The sequence below is a fragment of the Azospirillum ramasamyi genome (genome assembly GCF_003233655.1).
Taxonomy (GTDB): domain Bacteria; phylum Pseudomonadota; class Alphaproteobacteria; order Azospirillales; family Azospirillaceae; genus Azospirillum; species Azospirillum ramasamyi.
The window spans coordinates 2,415,873-2,431,747 of record NZ_CP029829.1; the positions used below are offsets into that span (position 1 = coordinate 2,415,873).

13 protein-coding genes are annotated in these 15,875 nt (G+C 68.9%); 3 read left to right on the forward strand and 10 right to left on the reverse strand.

Annotated elements, in window-relative coordinates:
- Positions 1 to 170: 170 nt before the first annotated feature.
- The gene (locus DM194_RS11340) at positions 171 to 2,867 is read right to left on the reverse strand and encodes a bifunctional acetate--CoA ligase family protein/GNAT family N-acetyltransferase (RefSeq protein ID WP_111067412.1); all 2,697 of its coding nucleotides are present in this window, start codon (positions 2,865 to 2,867) and stop codon (positions 171 to 173) included.
- Between the two features lie 267 nt (positions 2,868 to 3,134).
- On the opposite strand from DM194_RS11340, the gene DM194_RS11345 reads away from it, so the two are divergent.
- A complete protein-coding gene (locus DM194_RS11345) occupies positions 3,135 to 4,085 on the forward strand; it encodes an L-lactate dehydrogenase (RefSeq protein ID WP_111067413.1) in 951 nt (316 codons plus the stop codon).
- A gap of 67 nt (positions 4,086 to 4,152) precedes the next feature.
- On the opposite strand, the gene ppa is transcribed toward DM194_RS11345, so the two are convergent.
- Positions 4,153 to 4,710, reverse strand: coding sequence for an inorganic diphosphatase (gene ppa, locus DM194_RS11350; protein ID WP_111067414.1), 558 nt, complete (start codon positions 4,708 to 4,710; stop codon positions 4,153 to 4,155).
- A gap of 165 nt (positions 4,711 to 4,875) precedes the next feature.
- On the opposite strand from ppa, the gene DM194_RS11355 reads away from it, so the two are divergent.
- Entirely contained in the window at positions 4,876 to 6,768 is a 1,893-nt protein-coding gene (locus DM194_RS11355; protein WP_111067415.1) for an extracellular solute-binding protein, read from the forward strand.
- 118 nt (positions 6,769 to 6,886) lie between these two features.
- On the opposite strand, the gene ptsP is transcribed toward DM194_RS11355, so the two are convergent.
- The 8 genes from ptsP to DM194_RS11395 form a co-directional block, all read right to left on the reverse strand.
- A complete protein-coding gene (gene ptsP, locus DM194_RS11360; protein ID WP_111067416.1) occupies positions 6,887 to 8,758 on the reverse strand; it encodes a phosphoenolpyruvate--protein phosphotransferase in 1,872 nt (623 codons plus the stop codon).
- Positions 8,748 to 9,050 (reverse strand): HPr family phosphocarrier protein, encoded by a 303-nt coding sequence (locus tag DM194_RS11365; protein WP_111067417.1) that lies wholly within the window; start codon positions 9,048 to 9,050, stop codon positions 8,748 to 8,750. Before DM194_RS11365 ends, ptsP begins: the two co-directional genes overlap by 11 nt.
- Before the next feature lie 11 nt (positions 9,051 to 9,061).
- A complete protein-coding gene (locus tag DM194_RS11370) occupies positions 9,062 to 9,460 on the reverse strand; it encodes a PTS sugar transporter subunit IIA (protein ID WP_042690507.1) in 399 nt (132 codons plus the stop codon).
- Between the two features lie 122 nt (positions 9,461 to 9,582).
- A complete protein-coding gene (gene rapZ / locus DM194_RS11375) occupies positions 9,583 to 10,560 on the reverse strand; it encodes an RNase adapter RapZ (protein ID WP_111067418.1) in 978 nt (325 codons plus the stop codon).
- Positions 10,557 to 11,075 (reverse strand): HPr kinase/phosphorylase, encoded by a 519-nt coding sequence (locus tag DM194_RS11380; protein ID WP_246024203.1) that lies wholly within the window; start codon positions 11,073 to 11,075, stop codon positions 10,557 to 10,559. The genes rapZ and DM194_RS11380 overlap by 4 nt, the downstream gene beginning before the upstream one ends.
- Positions 11,076 to 11,304: 229 nt before the next feature.
- Positions 11,305 to 11,655, reverse strand: a complete 351-nt coding sequence (locus tag DM194_RS11385; protein ID WP_246024204.1) for a hypothetical protein — start codon at positions 11,653 to 11,655, stop codon at positions 11,305 to 11,307.
- 273 nt (positions 11,656 to 11,928) lie between these two features.
- Positions 11,929 to 13,620, reverse strand: a complete 1,692-nt coding sequence (locus DM194_RS11390; RefSeq protein WP_111067420.1) for a stimulus-sensing domain-containing protein — start codon at positions 13,618 to 13,620, stop codon at positions 11,929 to 11,931.
- 67 nt (positions 13,621 to 13,687) lie between these two features.
- Complete coding sequence (locus DM194_RS11395; protein WP_111067421.1) at positions 13,688 to 14,383, reverse strand: response regulator transcription factor; 696 nt, start codon at positions 14,381 to 14,383, stop codon at positions 13,688 to 13,690.
- Between the two features lie 296 nt (positions 14,384 to 14,679).
- On the opposite strand from DM194_RS11395, the gene DM194_RS11400 reads away from it, so the two are divergent.
- Complete coding sequence (locus DM194_RS11400) at positions 14,680 to 15,528, forward strand: HugZ family pyridoxamine 5'-phosphate oxidase (protein ID WP_246024205.1); 849 nt, start codon at positions 14,680 to 14,682, stop codon at positions 15,526 to 15,528.
- The last annotated feature ends 347 nt before the right edge of the window (positions 15,529 to 15,875 follow it).

Sequence of the window (15,875 nt, forward strand, 5' to 3'; positions counted from 1 at the left end):
CATCCCCGTCGATTACGAGGAGTGAAGAGGATTCCGCAAATCCTCAAGCTCCTGTTTGACCTTTACCGGTAAGGATCGGGCCGGAGGGCGGGGGTCAGGCGCCCCTGCCCGCCAAGCCTGATATCGCCCTATCCATGCCTTTGGTCAACCGCGGGTATGGAAGCCGATCCTTACGCCGCCAGCCCGCCGCCCAGTTCGATGCGGACTTCCACCACGCCGGGTTCGTCCAGGTTCTCCTTGCGGACGAAACCCAGGGCCCGGCACATGTTCAGCATGTTGGTGTTCTCGCGCAGAACCTCGCCATAGACCTCCTTGATGCCGCGCGAGCGGGCATAGTCGAGGATCTTGTTCATCAGGATGTAGCCCAGCCCCTGGCCTTTCATGTCGGACCGCACCATCACCGCGTATTCGGCGCGGCGGTTGTCGGGATCGGCGGTGATGCGCACCACGCCGTACATGATGGTCTCGCCGGTCTGCGGGTCGGGACCGACGGCGATCAGCCCCATCTCGCGGTCGTAGTCGATCTGGGTCAGGCGCGCCGCCGCCTGATGCGACAGCCGCTTCAGCGGCGCGAAGAAGCGCAGGCGCAGATCCTCGGCCGTCTGGTTCTCCACCAGATGATGCACCAGCGGCTCGTCCTCCGGCAGGATCGGGCGGACGAAGAACTGGCGGCCGTCCTTGATGGTGATGCGGTCTTCCAAAGCCTTCGGATAGGGGCGGATCGCCAGCCGCGCCGCGCCGGCCAGGGCCGGCACGCCGACCTTGATGCGGGCGTCCAGCGCCATCACGCCGTTGGCGTCGGCCAGCAGCGGGTTGATGTCCAACTCGGCGATCTCGGGGAAATCGACCACCAGCTGGCTGACCTTGTTGAGCGTCAGCGCCACCGCGTCGAGATCGACCGCGGCGCGGGAGCGGAAGCCCTGCAGCTGCCGGTGGATGCGGGTGCGGCTCATCTGCTCGGCCGCCAGCTTCATGTTCAGCGGCGGCAGGGCCAGCGCATAATCCTCCACCACCTCCACGCCGATGCCGCCCTCGCCGAACAGCAGGACCGGGCCGAACATCTCGTTCTCGGTCATGCCGACGATCAGTTCGTAGGCGTCGGGGCTGACGGCCATCTCCTGCACGGTGAAGCCCTCGATCTTCGCCTCGGGCGCCAGTTCGGCGACGCGGGCGAGCATGGCCTCGGCCTCGGCCTTCACGTCCTCCGGGCCGGTCAGGCCCAGCGCGACGCCGCCGACGTCCGACTTGTGGGTGATGTCGTGCGACAGGATCTTCAGCGCGATCGGGCCGCCGATGACGCGGGCGGCGTTCGCCGCCTCCTCCGGCGTCCTGGCGACGCGGGTGTCGACCACCGGGATGCCGTAGGCGGCAAGTACGCGCTTGGCCTCATATTCGCTCAGCCACTCGCGCTTCTCCGCCATGGCGCGGGAGATCACCTTCTTCACGGTGATCTCGTCGGGCTGGAAATCCTCCGCCACCGACGGCGGGGTTTCCATCAGCAGTTGCTGGCTGCGGCGATAGCTCACCAGATGCATGAAGGCGCGCACGGCGTCGGACGGGCCGTTGTAGGTCGGGATGCGCGCATCGGCGAACAGCTTGCGCGCCTCCACCGCCGACTGGTCGCCGATCCAGCTGGTCAGCACCGGATGTCGGCGCGCCTTGTTGGCCTGCACCGTTTCCGTCACCGCCTGGGCGATGGCCTCGCTGTCGGTCAGGGCGGACGGGCAGTGCAGCACCAGAACCGCGTCGTTGCTGGTGTCCTGCATCAGCGCGTTCAGCGCCTCGGCATAGCGTTTGGGCGTGGCGTCGGCCCCGATGCGCAGCGGGTTGCGGAAGGGCGCCCCGCCCGGCTGGGGGGCGAGCGCCTTGGCCAGCGCCTCCTGCGTCTCCGGCGCCATGGAGGCGAGCCGGCCGCCCGCCTGGATCAGCTTGTCGGTGGCCATGACGCCCATGCCGCCGCCGTTGGTCAGGATCGCCAACCGGTCTCCGGTGATCGGCACCCCGGTGCCCAACGTGCCGGCGGCGTCGAACAGTTCGGCCAGATCGTTCACCCGCAGCACGCCGGCGCGGCGGAACACCGCGTCATAGACGGCGTCCGATACGGCCAGGGCGCCGGTGTGCGATGCCGCTGCCTCCTGTGCCTCGTCGGAGCGGCCGGCCTTGATGACGATCACCGGCTTCTGGCGCGAGGCGGAGCGGGCGGCCGACATGAATTTGCGGGCCTGGGTGATGCTCTCGATATAGAGCAGGATGGCGCGCACCGTGACGTCGGACGCCAGATAGTCCAGCAGGTCGCCGAAATCCACGTCGCCGCGGTCGCCCAGCGACACCAGATGCGAGAAGCCGATCCCGCGCGAGGTCGCCCAGTCGGCAACGGAGGTCAGCACCATCGAGCTTTGCGCCACCAGCGCCACGTCGCCCTTGCGCGGCGCCACCGGCGCGAAGCTGGCGTTCATGCCGCGGCCCGGCACCATGGCGCCCAGGCTGTTGGGGCCCAGCACCCGCATCAGATAGGGCTTTGCCGCGTCCAGCATCGCCTGGGTCTGGTCGGCGGACATGCCGTTGGTCATGACGATGGCGGCCTTGGTCCCGCGCTTGCCCAGCGCGTCGATGGTCGCCGCCACCGTGTCGGGCGCCGTGCAGATGACGCCCAAATCCGGCGTGATCGGCAGGCTGTCCACCGTCTTGTAGGTCAGCACCCCTTCCACCGCGCGCTCGGTCGCGTTGACCGGCATCACCGGCCCGTCGAATCCGGCCTGGAACAGGTTGCGGGCCACCACGGCTCCCACCGTGCCCGGCTTGCGGCTTGCGCCGATCAGGGCGATGGAGGCGGGCTTGAACAGCTTGTCGAGGTTGCGAACGGTCATGACCGGATCCGGTGCTGGGAAAAGGCGCCGGCCCCAGTCTGCCACGGGTCGCCGACGGTTTTGATGACGAACAGCGACGGACCGAACTTTCATCCCCGCCATTTGCTGCGCCGCAACATTACGGGTTGGTATGACCATTGGGCAAGGGGCGATTCGTCGCGCCTATGCAAAACCGCCCTCCCATCAGGATGCGCACTTGCGGCGGGATGCAGACCGTCGCCAAGCTGTCCGCCCACAGGATGCCAACTTGCGCAAAGGAGCCTGTCCATGAAGGTCGGAATCGTCGGAGCGGGGTTCGTCGGCAGCACCGCGGCCTTCGCCATGGTGACCACCGGTGCCGTGAACGAGGTCGTGCTGGTCGACATGAACGAGGCGCTGGCCCAGGCCCAGGCGCAGGACATCGCCCATGCCGTACCCTTCACCCATGCGGTCACCGTCCGCGCCGGCTCCTATGCCGCGCTGGAAGGGGCGGGGGTGGTCGTTCTGTCGGCCGGCGTCGCCCAGAAGCCGGGGGAAAGCCGGCTGGAGCTTCTGGAGCGCAACGCCAAGGTGTTCGGCGCCATCATTCCAGAGGTGCTGAAGGCCGCCCCCGACGCCGTGCTGATGGTCGCCAGCAACCCGGTGGACGTGATGACACAGATCGCCACGCGGATCAGCGGCCTGCCGCGCAACCGGGTCATCGGCTCCGGCACCGTTCTGGACACCGCGCGCTTCCGCGCCCTGCTGGCGGCGCAGCTGGCGGTGACGCCCCGGTCCGTCCATGCCCATGTCGTCGGCGAGCATGGCGACTCGGAGGTTCTGCTGTGGTCGAGCGCCACCGTCGCCGGCGTGCCGGTGGAGCAGGCGGCCGACCAGCTGCGCCGCAGCCTGACGGCCGAGGACCGCGCCGTCATCGACGACGGGGTGCGCCGCGCCGCCTACCGCATCATCAACGGCAAGGGCAACACCGCCTTCGGCATCGCCGGCGGCCTGGCCCGGCTGGTATCGGCCATCGGCGCCGACGAACGGATGGTGACGACCTGCGCCATGCTGACCGACGATGTCTGCGGGGTGCCCCAGGTGACGCTGTCCTTGCCGCGCGTCATCGGCGCCGGCGGCGTGCTCGACACCGTCCTGCCCAACCTGTCGGCGGAGGAGGCGGCGGCCCTGCGCCACAGCGCCGAAATCCTGAAAGAGGCCACCGACGGGGTGGAGCGCCGCATGGGCTGGAGCAGCTGAAACAGGTTCGCATACGCGAAACGGCCGGCGCCGGGATGCCGACGCCGGCCGGAAATCGCCGTCGGTATCAGACCACCGGACCCGGGATGCCCTTGTTGACTTCCTGGGCGCGGGCCAGGCCTTCCTCGATCTTCTTGGCGGCCTCGTTGGCGTCGCCCCAGCCGCGGACCTTCACCCACTTGTTCTTCTCGAGATCCTTGTAGTGCTCGAAGAAGTGGGCGATCTGCTCGATCACGATCGACGGCAGGTCGGTGTAGTTCTTCACGTCGGTGTAGAACGGGTGCAGCTTGTCGACCGGAACGGCCAGCAGCTTCTCGTCCTCGCCGGCCTCGTCCTCCATGTACAGGACACCGATGGGACGCGAACGCAGGACCGCACCCGGGACGACGCCGTGCTGGCCGACGACGCAGACGTCCACCGGATCGCCGTCACCCGACAGGGTGTGCGGGATGAAGCCGTAGTTGCAGGGATAGAACATCGCGGTGTGCAGGAAACGGTCGACGAACACCGCGCCCGATTCCTTGTCGACTTCGTACTTCACCGGCTGGCCGCCGATCGGAATCTCGATGACGACGTTCACGTCCCAGGGGGCATTCTTACCCGCGGCGAGCTTGCTCAGATCCATAGTATCGCGTTCCTTCGACTGGCGTATGCAGGGCACGTTCTTGTTTTGGCGCCGATGCCCGGTTCGGCGCCACGCGGGGCCGGAGTTTAGGCGGAACACCGATCAAGGCCAAGGAGCTTGCGTGGACTCTTGCGCAGGTGCGGCAAAGGGGCAACCCTGCCGGGCATGGCCCGCCCGTTCATCCTGCTCCTCATCCTTCTGGCTCTCCCGGCGCACCGTCCGGCATGGGCGGAGGCACCCCGACACGACGCCCCGACGCATGGCATCGCCATGCAGGGCAGTGAAACGCATGGCATCGCCATGCAGGGAAGTGAAACGCACGGCATAGCCATGCACGGCATCGCCATGCATGGGGATCTGGCATTGCCGCCGGATTTCACCGCCTTCCCCTATGTCGATCCGGCCGCGCCGAAGGGCGGGACCATCCGGCAGGCGGTGACCGGCAGCTTCGACAGTCTCCACCCGCACATCGTCAAGGGCGTGCCGGCGCTGGGGCTGGGCTATGTGTTCGAAACGCTGCTGACGCGGTCGTGGGACGAGCCCTTCTCGCTCTACGGCCTGCTGGCCGACCGGGTCGAGGTGGCCGGCGACCGCTCCGCCGTCACCTTCCACATCAATCCCGAGGCGCGCTGGCATGACGGAACGCCGGTGACCGCCGCCGACGTGCTGTTCTCCCTGGAGATGCAGCGGCGGCACGGCACGCCCAACCGCCGCCTGTTCTACGCCAAGGTCGCCGCGGCCGAGGCGCCCGACCCGCAGACCGTCCGCTTCGCCTTCGCTCCCAACCCGGATGGAACCATCGACCGCGAGATGCCGCTGCTGATGGGGCTGATGCCGATCCATTCCAAAACCTTCTGGAGCGGCCGCGACTTCGACCGCACGACGCTGGAGCCGATCACGGGCAGCGGCCCTTACCGCATCGCCACCGTCGATCCGGGCCGCCGCATCGTCTATGAGCGGGTGCGCGACTATTGGGGCCGGGATCTGCCCACCCGCGTCGGGCAGTTCAACGCCAACCGGCTGGAGTTCGACTATTACCGCGACGATTCCGTGGCGCTGGAGGCGTTCAAGGCCGGGCAGGGCGACATCCGGTACGAGAGGGATCCGGCCAAATGGGCCACAGGCTATGACGGTCCGGCACTGCGCGACGGCCGTATTGTGCGGGAGGAACTGCCGAACCGGCGGCCCGAGCCGGCGCGCGGCCTGATCTTCAACACCCGCCGGCCGATCTTCGCCGATGTGCGGGTGCGCCGGGCGCTGGGCATGGCGACCGACTTCGACTGGATCGGCCGCAGCCTGTTCCACGGGCTGCTGACCCGCACCGCCAGCTATTACCCCAACTCCGACCTCGCCGCCCGCGGCTTGCCGGAGGGGGAGGAGCTGCGGGCGCTGGAGCCGTTTCGCGACCGGTTGCCGCCGGACCTGTTCACCGACCCATTCGTCCTGCCGGATGGCGGAGGCGGCAATGGCCCGGCGGGCCTGCGCGCCAACCGGCGCGAGGCGATGCGGCTGCTGGAGCAGGCCGGCTGGCGGGTGCGCGACGGTCGGTTGACCGATGCCGCCGGGAATCGTTTCGCCTTCGAAATCCTCCTGTCCGATCCGTCGGAGGAGCGGGTGGCGCTGGAATTCGCCCGCTCTCTGGAGCCGCTGGGCATCGACGCGCGCGTCCGGACGGTGGACAGCGCCCAGTTCCAGGGCCGGATGGACCGCTTCGATTTCGACATGACAATGCGCTGGTGGGCGTCCAGCCTGTCTCCCGGAAACGAGCAGCTCTATTACTACGGGTCCGACGCGGCCGGGCAGGAGGGCAGCCGCAATCTGGCCGGCATCCGTGACCCGGTCGTCGACGCGCTGGCCCGCTCCATCGCCGCGGCCACCACGCGGGCGGAACTGGTCGGGCGGGTGCGGGCGCTGGACCGGGTGCTGCTGTGGGGACACTACATGGTCCCGCTGTTCCACAGCCCGGTGGACCGGATCGCCCGCCGGTCGACCCTGCACCGTCCGGCGGTCACGCCGCTGTATGGGCCGATGGTGGAAAGCTTTTGGGTGGAGCCTTAAAGCGAATTTGCATTCGCTTTGGATTCACATGACCTCATTCACCGGTCGGGCTTTGGCCGCATGAGCGGCCGGGGCCGCCGTCGCGGTCCAAAGCGGATTGCAATCCGCTTGAAGGCCCTCACACCGTCGCGTTGAAGTCGTCCAGCAGCGTGGCGATCCGTCCGCTGTCGCTCTGGTCCATGATGACGCGGGCGCGGCGGCTCGCCTCCATCAGGTCGAGCGAGCGGATGCGCTTCTTCACCGACGGCAGCGCCAGCGGCGCCATCGACAGCTCGCGCACGCCCAAGCCCAGCAGCAGCGCGGTGTAGCGCGGGTCGCCGGCGATCTCGCCGCAGACCGACACCGTGATGCGGGCACGCAGGGCCGCCTCGATGGTGAACTGGATCAGCCGCAGCACCGCCGGATGCAGCGGGTCGTAGAGCTTGGCGACCTGTTCGTCCGCACGGTCGATGGCCAGCGTGTACTGGGTCAGGTCGTTGGTGCCGATGGCGAAGAAATCGGCGGCATAGGCCAGCGCGTCGGCCGACAGGGCCGCCCCCGGCACCTCCACCATCACCCCCACCGGCGGCAGCGGGTCGGCGATGGCGATGCCGCGGCGCCGCAGGCGGCGGGCGACCTGCCCCATCATCTCCCGCACCTTCTGCACCTCCGCCACCGAGGCGATCATCGGCAGCAGGATGCGCAGCGGCCCGTGCGCCCCGGCGCGCAGCATGGCGGCGAGCTGGGTTTCCAGCAGCTTCGGTTCGCGCAGGCCCAGCCGGATGGCGCGCAGGCCGAGCGCCGGATTGGCCGGCTCGCCATAGCGGCCCGCCATCCAGCCGGCCAGCTTCTCGCCGCCCAGATCCATGGTGCGGGCGGTGACGGTGCGGCCGCCCATCCCCTCGATCATGGTGCGCAGCACGCCGTACTGCTCATCCTCGTCGGGCAGATGGTCGCGGTTCATGAACATGAACTCGGTCCGAAGCAGGCCGATGCCCTGGGCGCCGTGCTCCAGCGCCTGCTCCAGGTCGCGGGGCAGCTCCAGATTCGCCAGCAGCGTCACTGCGGTGCCGTCGCGGGTGACGGCGGGCAGCTTGCGCAGGCTCTTCAGCCCCTGGCGCTCGCGTTCGCGCGCGGCGCGGCGCTCGCCGTAATCCGCCAGCACGTCGGCCGGCGGGTCGATCAGCACGCGGCCCTGCAGGCCGTCGACGATCACCGTCACGCCGTTGCGCACACCCGCCAGCAGGCCGGGCGCGCCCAGCACCGCCGGCAGGCCGAGCGAGCGGGCGAGGATCGCGGTGTGCCCTTCCGCCCCGCCCAGCACGGTGGCGAAGCCGCCGACGACGGCGGGGTCGAGCAGGGCGGTGTCGGCGGGGGTCAGTTCCTCCGCCAGGATGATGCTGCCGGGGGGCAGGTTGCTGAAGGCCCGGTATTCCTGCTTCATCAGGTTGCGGGTCAACCGCCGCCCGACTTCGCGGATGTCGTCGATGCGGCCGGCCAGATAGGCGTCGTCCATGCCGGCGAAGGTCGCGGCGATGGCGGCGATCTCCGCCTGGATGGCCGCCTCGGCGTTGACGCGGTCCTGCTTGATGCGATGCTCCACCCCGCGCGTCAGGCGCGAGTTGGTGACCATCGCCAGATGGGCGTCCAGCAGGAAACCGATCTCTTCCGACGCCGAATCGGGCAGCACCAGCGCCTTGCTCTTCAGCTTCTTGATCTGGCGCCGCGCCTTGGACGCCGCCTCGTTGAAGCGGGCGACCTCCGCCTCGACGGCCTCCGGCGCGACGGTGTATTCGGGGATGGCGACGGCGCCGCTTTCCACCACATGGGCCGGGCCGATGGCGATGCCGGGAGACACCCCCAGGCCGCTCAGGGCGCGCGCCGAGCCGCTCCACGCTTCGGACGCGGGGACGCCGCCGAAACCGCCGCCGGAGCCGCCGCGATCGGGACCGGCCACGGGGCCGTTGGCCCCGCCGGTGGAGGGGCCGGTGGAGGGTAGGTCACTCTTCATCGAACTTGCGATTGATCAGGTCCAGGAGGGCGTCCATCGCCGCGGCGGCATCCCTGCCGGTCGCGCGCAATTCCACCGTGGTGCCGGGTCCGGCGGCGAGCATCATCAGCCCCATGATCGACTCGCCGGACACGACGGTCTCGCCGCGGCGCACCGAGATCTCGGCGTCGAAGGTGGCGACCAGCTTCACGAACTTGGCCGAGGCGCGGGCGTGCAGGCCCCGCTGGTTGGTGATGGTGGCGGTGCGGCGTATCTCGCCATCAGCGGGCGCCGTTTCGTCGGGGGAGCTCATCGCGGGCGGTTTCAGTCCGACAGGAGGGTGGAGGCGACGTTGATGTATTTCTGCCCGGCGTCGCGGGCGGCGATCACCGACTTGTCGAGCGGTTCGGTCTTCCGCACGCTGGCGAGCTTGATCAGCATCGGCAGGTTCACGCCGGCGATCACCTCCACCTTCGCCTTGTCCATGATGGAGATGGCGAGGTTGGACGGCGTGCCGCCGAACATGTCGGTCAGCACCACGACACCCGACCCGTCGTCGACCTCCGCCACCGAGTTCAGGATGTCCTGGCGGCGCTGCTCCATGTCGTCGTCCGGGCCGATGCACACGGCGCGCACCTGCTGCTGTTCGCCCACCACGTGGAACAGCGCGGCGATGAACTCCTCGGCCAGCCGTCCGTGGGTGACAAGAACCATACCGATCATGGGACATCCTTCAAGGTTGGGTCCTCCCCGGAGACCTGCGCGAGAACCGCTGCCGCAAGGCAAGCGCCCCCATCGCATCTGGATCGTTGGTTGGACGTATGATCGTCAAGGCGCAAATTGCATCATCCCAAGTTGCCGGTCTGGCTGCCGGTATGGCCGCCGGAAGGCCCGGCGGTGCGCAGCCCCAGCCGGTCGAGCTCGCGGTGGCTGAGGTTGACCCGCAGCCCCTGCTCCTTCAGCCAAGCGGCCAGCCGTTCGGCGATGAACACCGACCTGTGCTTGCCGCCGGTACAGCCGATGGCGATGGTCAGGTAGCTCTTTCCTTCCTGGTTGTAGCGGGGCAGCAGCGGGCGCAGCAGCTCCGTCAGGTTCTGGAAGAAGGCGGGGAAGTCGGGGTCGCTTTCCACCCGTGCCGCAACCGCCGGGTTCAGGCCGGTCAGCGGCCGAAGCTCCGGGTCGTAATGCGGGTTGGTCAGGAACCGCACGTCGAAGACCAGATCGGCTTCGCGCGGAAGGCCCTGGCGGAAGGAGAAGGAGGTCACGAACACCTGCAGGGCTGCCTGGGCGTCACGCCGGAAATGCCCCGACAGGATGCGCCGCAAATCGTGAATGGAGAGTTGCGTCGTGTCGATCGTGACGTCGGCCTCCTCCTTCAGCGGAAACAGCAGGGCACGCTCGCGCTGGATGCCGTCGGGGACCGTGCGGTCCTCCGCCAGCGGATGGCGGCGGCGCGTCTCGGTGAAGCGGCGTTGCAGCACCTCGTCGCCGCAATCGAGGAAGACCAGGCTGACATCCAGGTCGTCGCGGCCGCGCAGCTCCGCCAGCTCGTCCAGGAAGCTCTGCGCGGAAAAGTCGCGGGTCCGGCTGTCGATCACCAGCGCCAGCGGCCGGCGTTTCGGGTCGGCCTGTCGGATCAGGGCGGGGACCAGCGACAGGCGCAGATTGTCGACCGCCTCGTATCCCAGATCCTCAAGCGCCTTCAGCGCCACCGACATGCCGGCGCCCGACAGGCCGGTGACCAGCACGACGCGGCCGCGGGGCGTCGCCGGGTTGGCCGGGGCGCTGGCAACGGGATTGGACGGCACGTCGGAAAGGCTCATGGCGCGACCAGGCTGAAATGAATCCGGCCGGGCTGGACTGAACCGGGCTGGGCCGAAACGGGCTGGGCGGACAGGCCGGCGGGTACCCGCTCCAGCCCGCCGTCGCACAGGCAGGCGGCGGCAAGACGGATCTTGGCGGGGGTGGAGGCGTCGAAGGCGTACAGGCCCAGCCGGGGAAGGGTGACGCCCATCAGCGTCTCGGTCTCCGCCTCCGGCAGGCGTTCCACCCCGTCGCGCGGCACCAGATCGACGACGAGCCCGACATCGGCCGACGCGACGGACGGGACCGGCAGGATGCCGACGCCCCGCACTTCCAGCAGCCCGGCCAGCGCCGGCGGGGCGGAAGCGGTCAGCCGTCCGGAACCGGCGCGCAAGGCCACCCGGTCATCCGCGACCAGCCGGGCGCCACCGTCGATCAGTCGCAAGGCCAAATCCGATTTTCCGCGTCCGGACTCGCCGCGCAGCAACACGCCGATGTCGGAGAGCAAGACGCAGGTGCCGTGAATCGTCACCATAGTCTGGCGAAGGTGAGACGTAGCGCGGGTTCTGTCAATGGAAACGGAACGGTGGCCCCACTGGTCAGGCGGGGAAACCTGACCGGGATCCCCCATCCGCTTCCGACCGTTCTTTCGGTGCGGATCACACACTGCCGGCACTCGGGAGGAGTCGGCCGGCAAAGGGCCGCGATCCCAGGAACGCCCCGCGTCCCGGCTCCGCCCGCCCGGTTTCCGCATACGGAGCCGCTCAGTTGCCGACGGCCCCATGGGGGGCGCGACGAATGGCCTCCAGTTCCAGGGCGAGCGCGTCGCGGCGGCGGATCATCTCGTCCAGATCCTCCAACTCCGCCGCTTCCTGGCAGGCGTCGCGAAAGTCCTTTTCCCGCTGCAGCCGGACCAGCAGGATCTTGTAATTGTCGGCGATGCTGGCGAGATGGCGTTGCGCGCCCCGCAGCGCTTCCGCCAGTTGGTTGCGCTCCCGCGCGCCGTCCCGCATCAGCCGGGCCAACTCCCCCTGCTGCCGTCCGGCATCGCGGATCAGGCGGGCCAGCCGGTAGCGGCGGAGATCGACGACCTCGGCCTCTCCGGGGAGGGGCAAACGGGAATGGGCCCCCTTCTTGGACAACCGGTTCGCGAAAAACTCGGGCGGTGCTGACTCAGGCGGTACGGACTCAGGCATGGCAACCCCACATGTTTGTACCGGGGGATGGCCACCCTTCGATTGTCATTCCGATCAGATAAAACAACCAGTCCTGCATGGACCGGCCGCAGCATCAGCCGGCAAGCGAGAACGACCGTCGCCATGATCGTCCGGGAAATCGGGCTTGTCCACCCGATAGTGCCGGGGATGTATGTATTTTAGTCGAAAGTCTCACAGCAAAGGCAAGGTAACGGTGAAGTCGGCGCCCTCGACCGCTCCCTCCGATACCTGACGGTTTCGCGCGGATATCGAACCGTTATGGGCGCTGACTATTTGTTTTGCGATCGACAGTCCGAGGCCGGAATGGGTGCCGAACTTCTCGCCCGCCGGACGTTCGGTGTAGAAGCGGTCGAAGATCGCCTCTTCCTTTCCTTCGGGGATGCCCGGCCCCTGGTCGGACACCACCACCGTCACGTTGCGTCCGGTGCGCCGGGCGGACAGCCGCACGACACCGCCCGGCGGCGAGAAGGACAGGGCGTTGTCGATCAGGTTCTGGAACACCTGCGTCAACCGCCCCTCCAGCCCCGGCACCACCAGCCGCTCGCCCGCGGGAATGTCGACCACGACGCGGGGCGGCATCGGCCGGCCGTCCTCCGCGCCGTCCTTCCGAAGCGCTTCTCCACCGCCTGCAGCCACCGTCTCGTCCACGGTTTCGGCAACCGTTTGGCGCAGCTCGGCCAGCATGGTCAGCAGAAGGCCGATGTCGACCGGCTCCGGCTCCGCCCGAGACAGCTCGGCGTCGAGCCGCGAGGCGTTGGAGATGTCGCTGATCAGCCGGTCCAGCCGCTGCACGTCGTCGGCGATGATCGCCATCAGCCGGTCGCGGTGGCGCGGGTCGCTGACGCGGCCGGCGGTCTCCACCGCGCTGCGCAGCGAGGTCAGCGGGTTCTTGATCTCGTGGGCGACATCGGCGGCGAAGCGCTCGATGGCGTCCATCCGCGTCCACAGCGCGTCGGTCATCTCGCGCAGCACGCCGGACAGCTCGCCGATCTCGTCGCCGCGGCGGGTCAGGTCGGGAATCTCGGTCTGGCGGCCGTGGCTGGTGCGCAGCCTGTCGGCGGCCTGGGCCAGCCGGCGGATCGGCCGGGCGATGGTGCCGGCGAGATAGAAGGACAGGGCGACCGTCACCAGCAGCGCCACGCCGAACACCCGCAGGATGTCGAAGCGGACGGAGCGGATGGCCCGGTCGATCTCGCCGCCGCTGCGCGCCAGCAGCACCGCGCCAAGCACCTCGCGGTAGCGCTGCACCGGCACCGCCACCGTCAGCAGCAGTTCCGGGTCGCCGCCCTCGCCGTCGACGCGCCAGACGGTGGCCGCCGCCTCGCCGCCGAGCGCCCGCTCCACGTCGGGGTTCGGCCGGCCGGGCGTCTCATGGTAGGCCGGCAGCCCCTCGCGGCTGGGCACCACGTCGATTAGCCGGGTGTAGAGGTCGTTGATCGCCCGGCTGATCGGATCGCCGGCGGGCGGAGAGGGCAGCTCGCGGATCTCGATGCGCCCTTGCGAACCGACCAGCACGCGGCTGTCGGACAGCATGTGGCCGCCGATGTCGTACAGGCGGGTGCGGGTCGCCGTCGCTTCCGCCAGACGGCGGATCATCGGGCGGGCCAGTTCGGGCGCCAGTTCGAAGCGCTCGCGCCCCTCGTCGCCGTTGGGGGAGGGGGTGGTCAGGATGCGGTTCACCGCGCCCTCGCCCAGCGCGGAGGCGAAGATGCGCGCCTCGGTCACCAGCGCTTCCGTCTCCGCCTGGATCAGCCGGTCCTGGTAGCGGCCGAGATAGAGCAGCCCCGCCGCCAGCACCAGCAGCGCCAGCACGTTCACCGCCAGGATGCGCAGGGTCAGCGGCGACACGCCGCCCCGCCGCACCGGCTCCCCTTGGGAACTCCCCTGGGGCCTACCTTTGGGCCTCGCCCCGCCCGTCGCGGACACCGGCCTACTCCTTGTACCGGTAGCCGACGCCGTACAGCGTTTCGATCTGGGAGAAGTCGGGATCGACCGCCTTGAACTTCTTGCGCAGCCGCTTGATGTGGCTGTCGATGGTGCGGTCGTCGACGTAGACATGCTCGCCATAGGCCGCGTCCATCAGCTGGTCGCGGTTCTTCACATGGCCCGGCCGCTGGGCCAGCGCCCGCACCAGAAGGAACTCCGTCACCGTCAGGTCGATCGGCTGGCCCTTCCAGCTGCAGGCATGGCGGGCGCCGTCCAGCAGAAGCGGCCCGCGGGTTATCATCTGGCCGGGATCGGCATCGGCGGTCTCGCCGCGCAGGGCCTCGCGCCGCAGCAGGGCGCGGATGCGCTCGATCAGCAGGCGTTGCGAGAAGGGCTTCTTGATGTAGTCGTCGGCCCCCATGCGCAGGCCCATCAGCTCGTCCAGCTCGTCGTCCTTGCTGGTCAGGAAGATGACGGGAATGTGGCTGGTCTGACGCAGGCGTTGCAGCAACTCCATGCCGTCCATGCGCGGCATCTTGATGTCGAGCACGGCGAGATCGGGCGGGCGCTGGGTCAGGCCGCGCAGCGCCTCGGCGCCGTCGCTGTAGGTGCGCACGTCGAAACCTTCGGCCTCCAGGGCGATGGAGACGGAGGCCAGGATGTTGCGGTCGTCATCCACCAGGGCGACGGTGTGGGCCATGGTCGTAACAGCTTTCCAATCGGTCAGGATGGAACGGTGAAGCGGGGCGGGGCCTGGAATGTCAGCGGAAGCATTGGGCATAGGCCGAGTGGCGATTCCAATACTTTATGCCAGAGTCCAGGTACCAGCGGCAGTTTTCCCTTTTCCCGCAGCATTTGTATGGTCCAATATGGCGGCAATGCGGCGCCGAACAACGGTGCCGCGCGGGAGAACGCGCTCGTTTTGGAATGAGTTTTCTGAACGCCCTTTCGGCGTCCTCTTCGGCCGGCACCGCTCCGGATGCAAGGGAGGGCGCGATGCCTCCCGGCGACCGCCCGGGCGGCACGGCTCCGGCCGCCAGCGCCCGGCGCCTGATGCGCGCCTGCGACCGCGCCGCGCTGGCCACCGCCCAGCGGCCCGACGACACGCTGTCCGACAACACGCTGTCCGACCACAAGCAACCCAACTCCGGCAGCGCCGATACCGCCGGCTGGCCCTACCCGTCGCTGGTGCTGGTGGCCTCCGACCATGACGGCAGCCCGCTGCTTCTGCTTTCCACGCTGGCCGACCACACCCGCAACCTGCTGGCCGACAACCGGGTCGGACTGCTGTTCGACGGCACCGCCGGTTTGGCGCAGCCGCTGACCGGTGCGCGCCTGTCGGTCCTCGGCCGGGCGGAGCGGTCGGACGACCCCACCCACCGGGCGCGCTACCTGCGCCGCCATCCCGATACCGCCTTCTATGCCGGCTTCGCCGATTTCGCCATCTACCGCGTGACGGTGGAGCGCGTCCATCTGGTGGCCGGCTTCGGCCGCATCCACTGGCTGTCCGCCGCCGAACTGGACCTGCCCGCTTCCGCCCCGGCGCTGGCGGCGGGGGAGGCGGAGCTGCTCGACCGCCTGAACGGGGAGGGCTACGGCCCCCTGCTGGCCCCCTCCACCGACGAGGACGGCAGGGGGCAAGACGAAAGCTGGAGCTTGACCGGCCTGGACCCGGAGGGATGCGACCTGCGACGCGGGGGGTACGTCGCCCGCGTCGATTTTGAGCAGAGAATCCACGACCCGGAATCGGCTAGACTGATGCTGGATGCACTGATCCGGCCGCAGGACGGGACCGGGCCGCCCGGACAGGCAGGACACGCGACAACCGGCAAAGGGGGCGCCTGACGGACCCCGAAGCCCAAGAAGGGACGCCCGGCCAACAGGGACGCCCGGACCAATGGCAGGAAAGAGCCCGACCGCAAAAGCCAAAGACGCCGAAGGCGGAACAAGCCAAAAGGCGCAATCACAGACCGAGAGAGACGAGCAGCCAACCGTCAGCCCGAACGGCCAGCCGAGAGGTCGCTTCGACACCACCGCACACCGCACCAAGAACAAGAAGGCGGCGTGCGGGCAAGCGCAACCAGGAGAACACTTCAGTGGACCATAACGGATCGACCCGTTTCCCGTCCGGGCCCCTGGCCCCCAGACCTGTCGTCTCAGGGCCGCCCTTTGCACCGTTTCGTCGCCGCGCC

Excerpts from the sequence above, each read along its gene's own strand:
- DM194_RS11340 (WP_111067412.1), bottom strand. The coding sequence starts at position 2,867 with ATGACCGTTCGCAACCTCGACAAGCTGTTCAAGCCCGCCTCCATCGCC.
- DM194_RS11345 (WP_111067413.1), top strand. The coding sequence starts at position 3,135 with ATGAAGGTCGGAATCGTCGGAGCGGGGTTCGTCGGCAGCACCGCGGCC.
- ppa (WP_111067414.1), bottom strand. The coding sequence starts at position 4,710 with ATGGATCTGAGCAAGCTCGCCGCGGGTAAGAATGCCCCCTGGGACGTG.
- DM194_RS11355 (WP_111067415.1), top strand. The coding sequence starts at position 4,876 with ATGGCCCGCCCGTTCATCCTGCTCCTCATCCTTCTGGCTCTCCCGGCG.
- ptsP (WP_111067416.1), bottom strand. The coding sequence starts at position 8,758 with ATGAAGAGTGACCTACCCTCCACCGGCCCCTCCACCGGCGGGGCCAAC.
- DM194_RS11365 (WP_111067417.1), bottom strand. The coding sequence starts at position 9,050 with ATGAGCTCCCCCGACGAAACGGCGCCCGCTGATGGCGAGATACGCCGC.
- DM194_RS11370 (WP_042690507.1), bottom strand. The coding sequence starts at position 9,460 with ATGATCGGTATGGTTCTTGTCACCCACGGACGGCTGGCCGAGGAGTTC.
- rapZ (WP_111067418.1), bottom strand. The coding sequence starts at position 10,560 with ATGAGCCTTTCCGACGTGCCGTCCAATCCCGTTGCCAGCGCCCCGGCC.
- DM194_RS11380 (WP_246024203.1), bottom strand. The coding sequence starts at position 11,075 with ATGGTGACGATTCACGGCACCTGCGTCTTGCTCTCCGACATCGGCGTG.
- DM194_RS11395 (WP_111067421.1), bottom strand. The coding sequence starts at position 14,383 with ATGGCCCACACCGTCGCCCTGGTGGATGACGACCGCAACATCCTGGCC.
- DM194_RS11400 (WP_246024205.1), top strand. The coding sequence starts at position 14,680 with ATGCCTCCCGGCGACCGCCCGGGCGGCACGGCTCCGGCCGCCAGCGCC.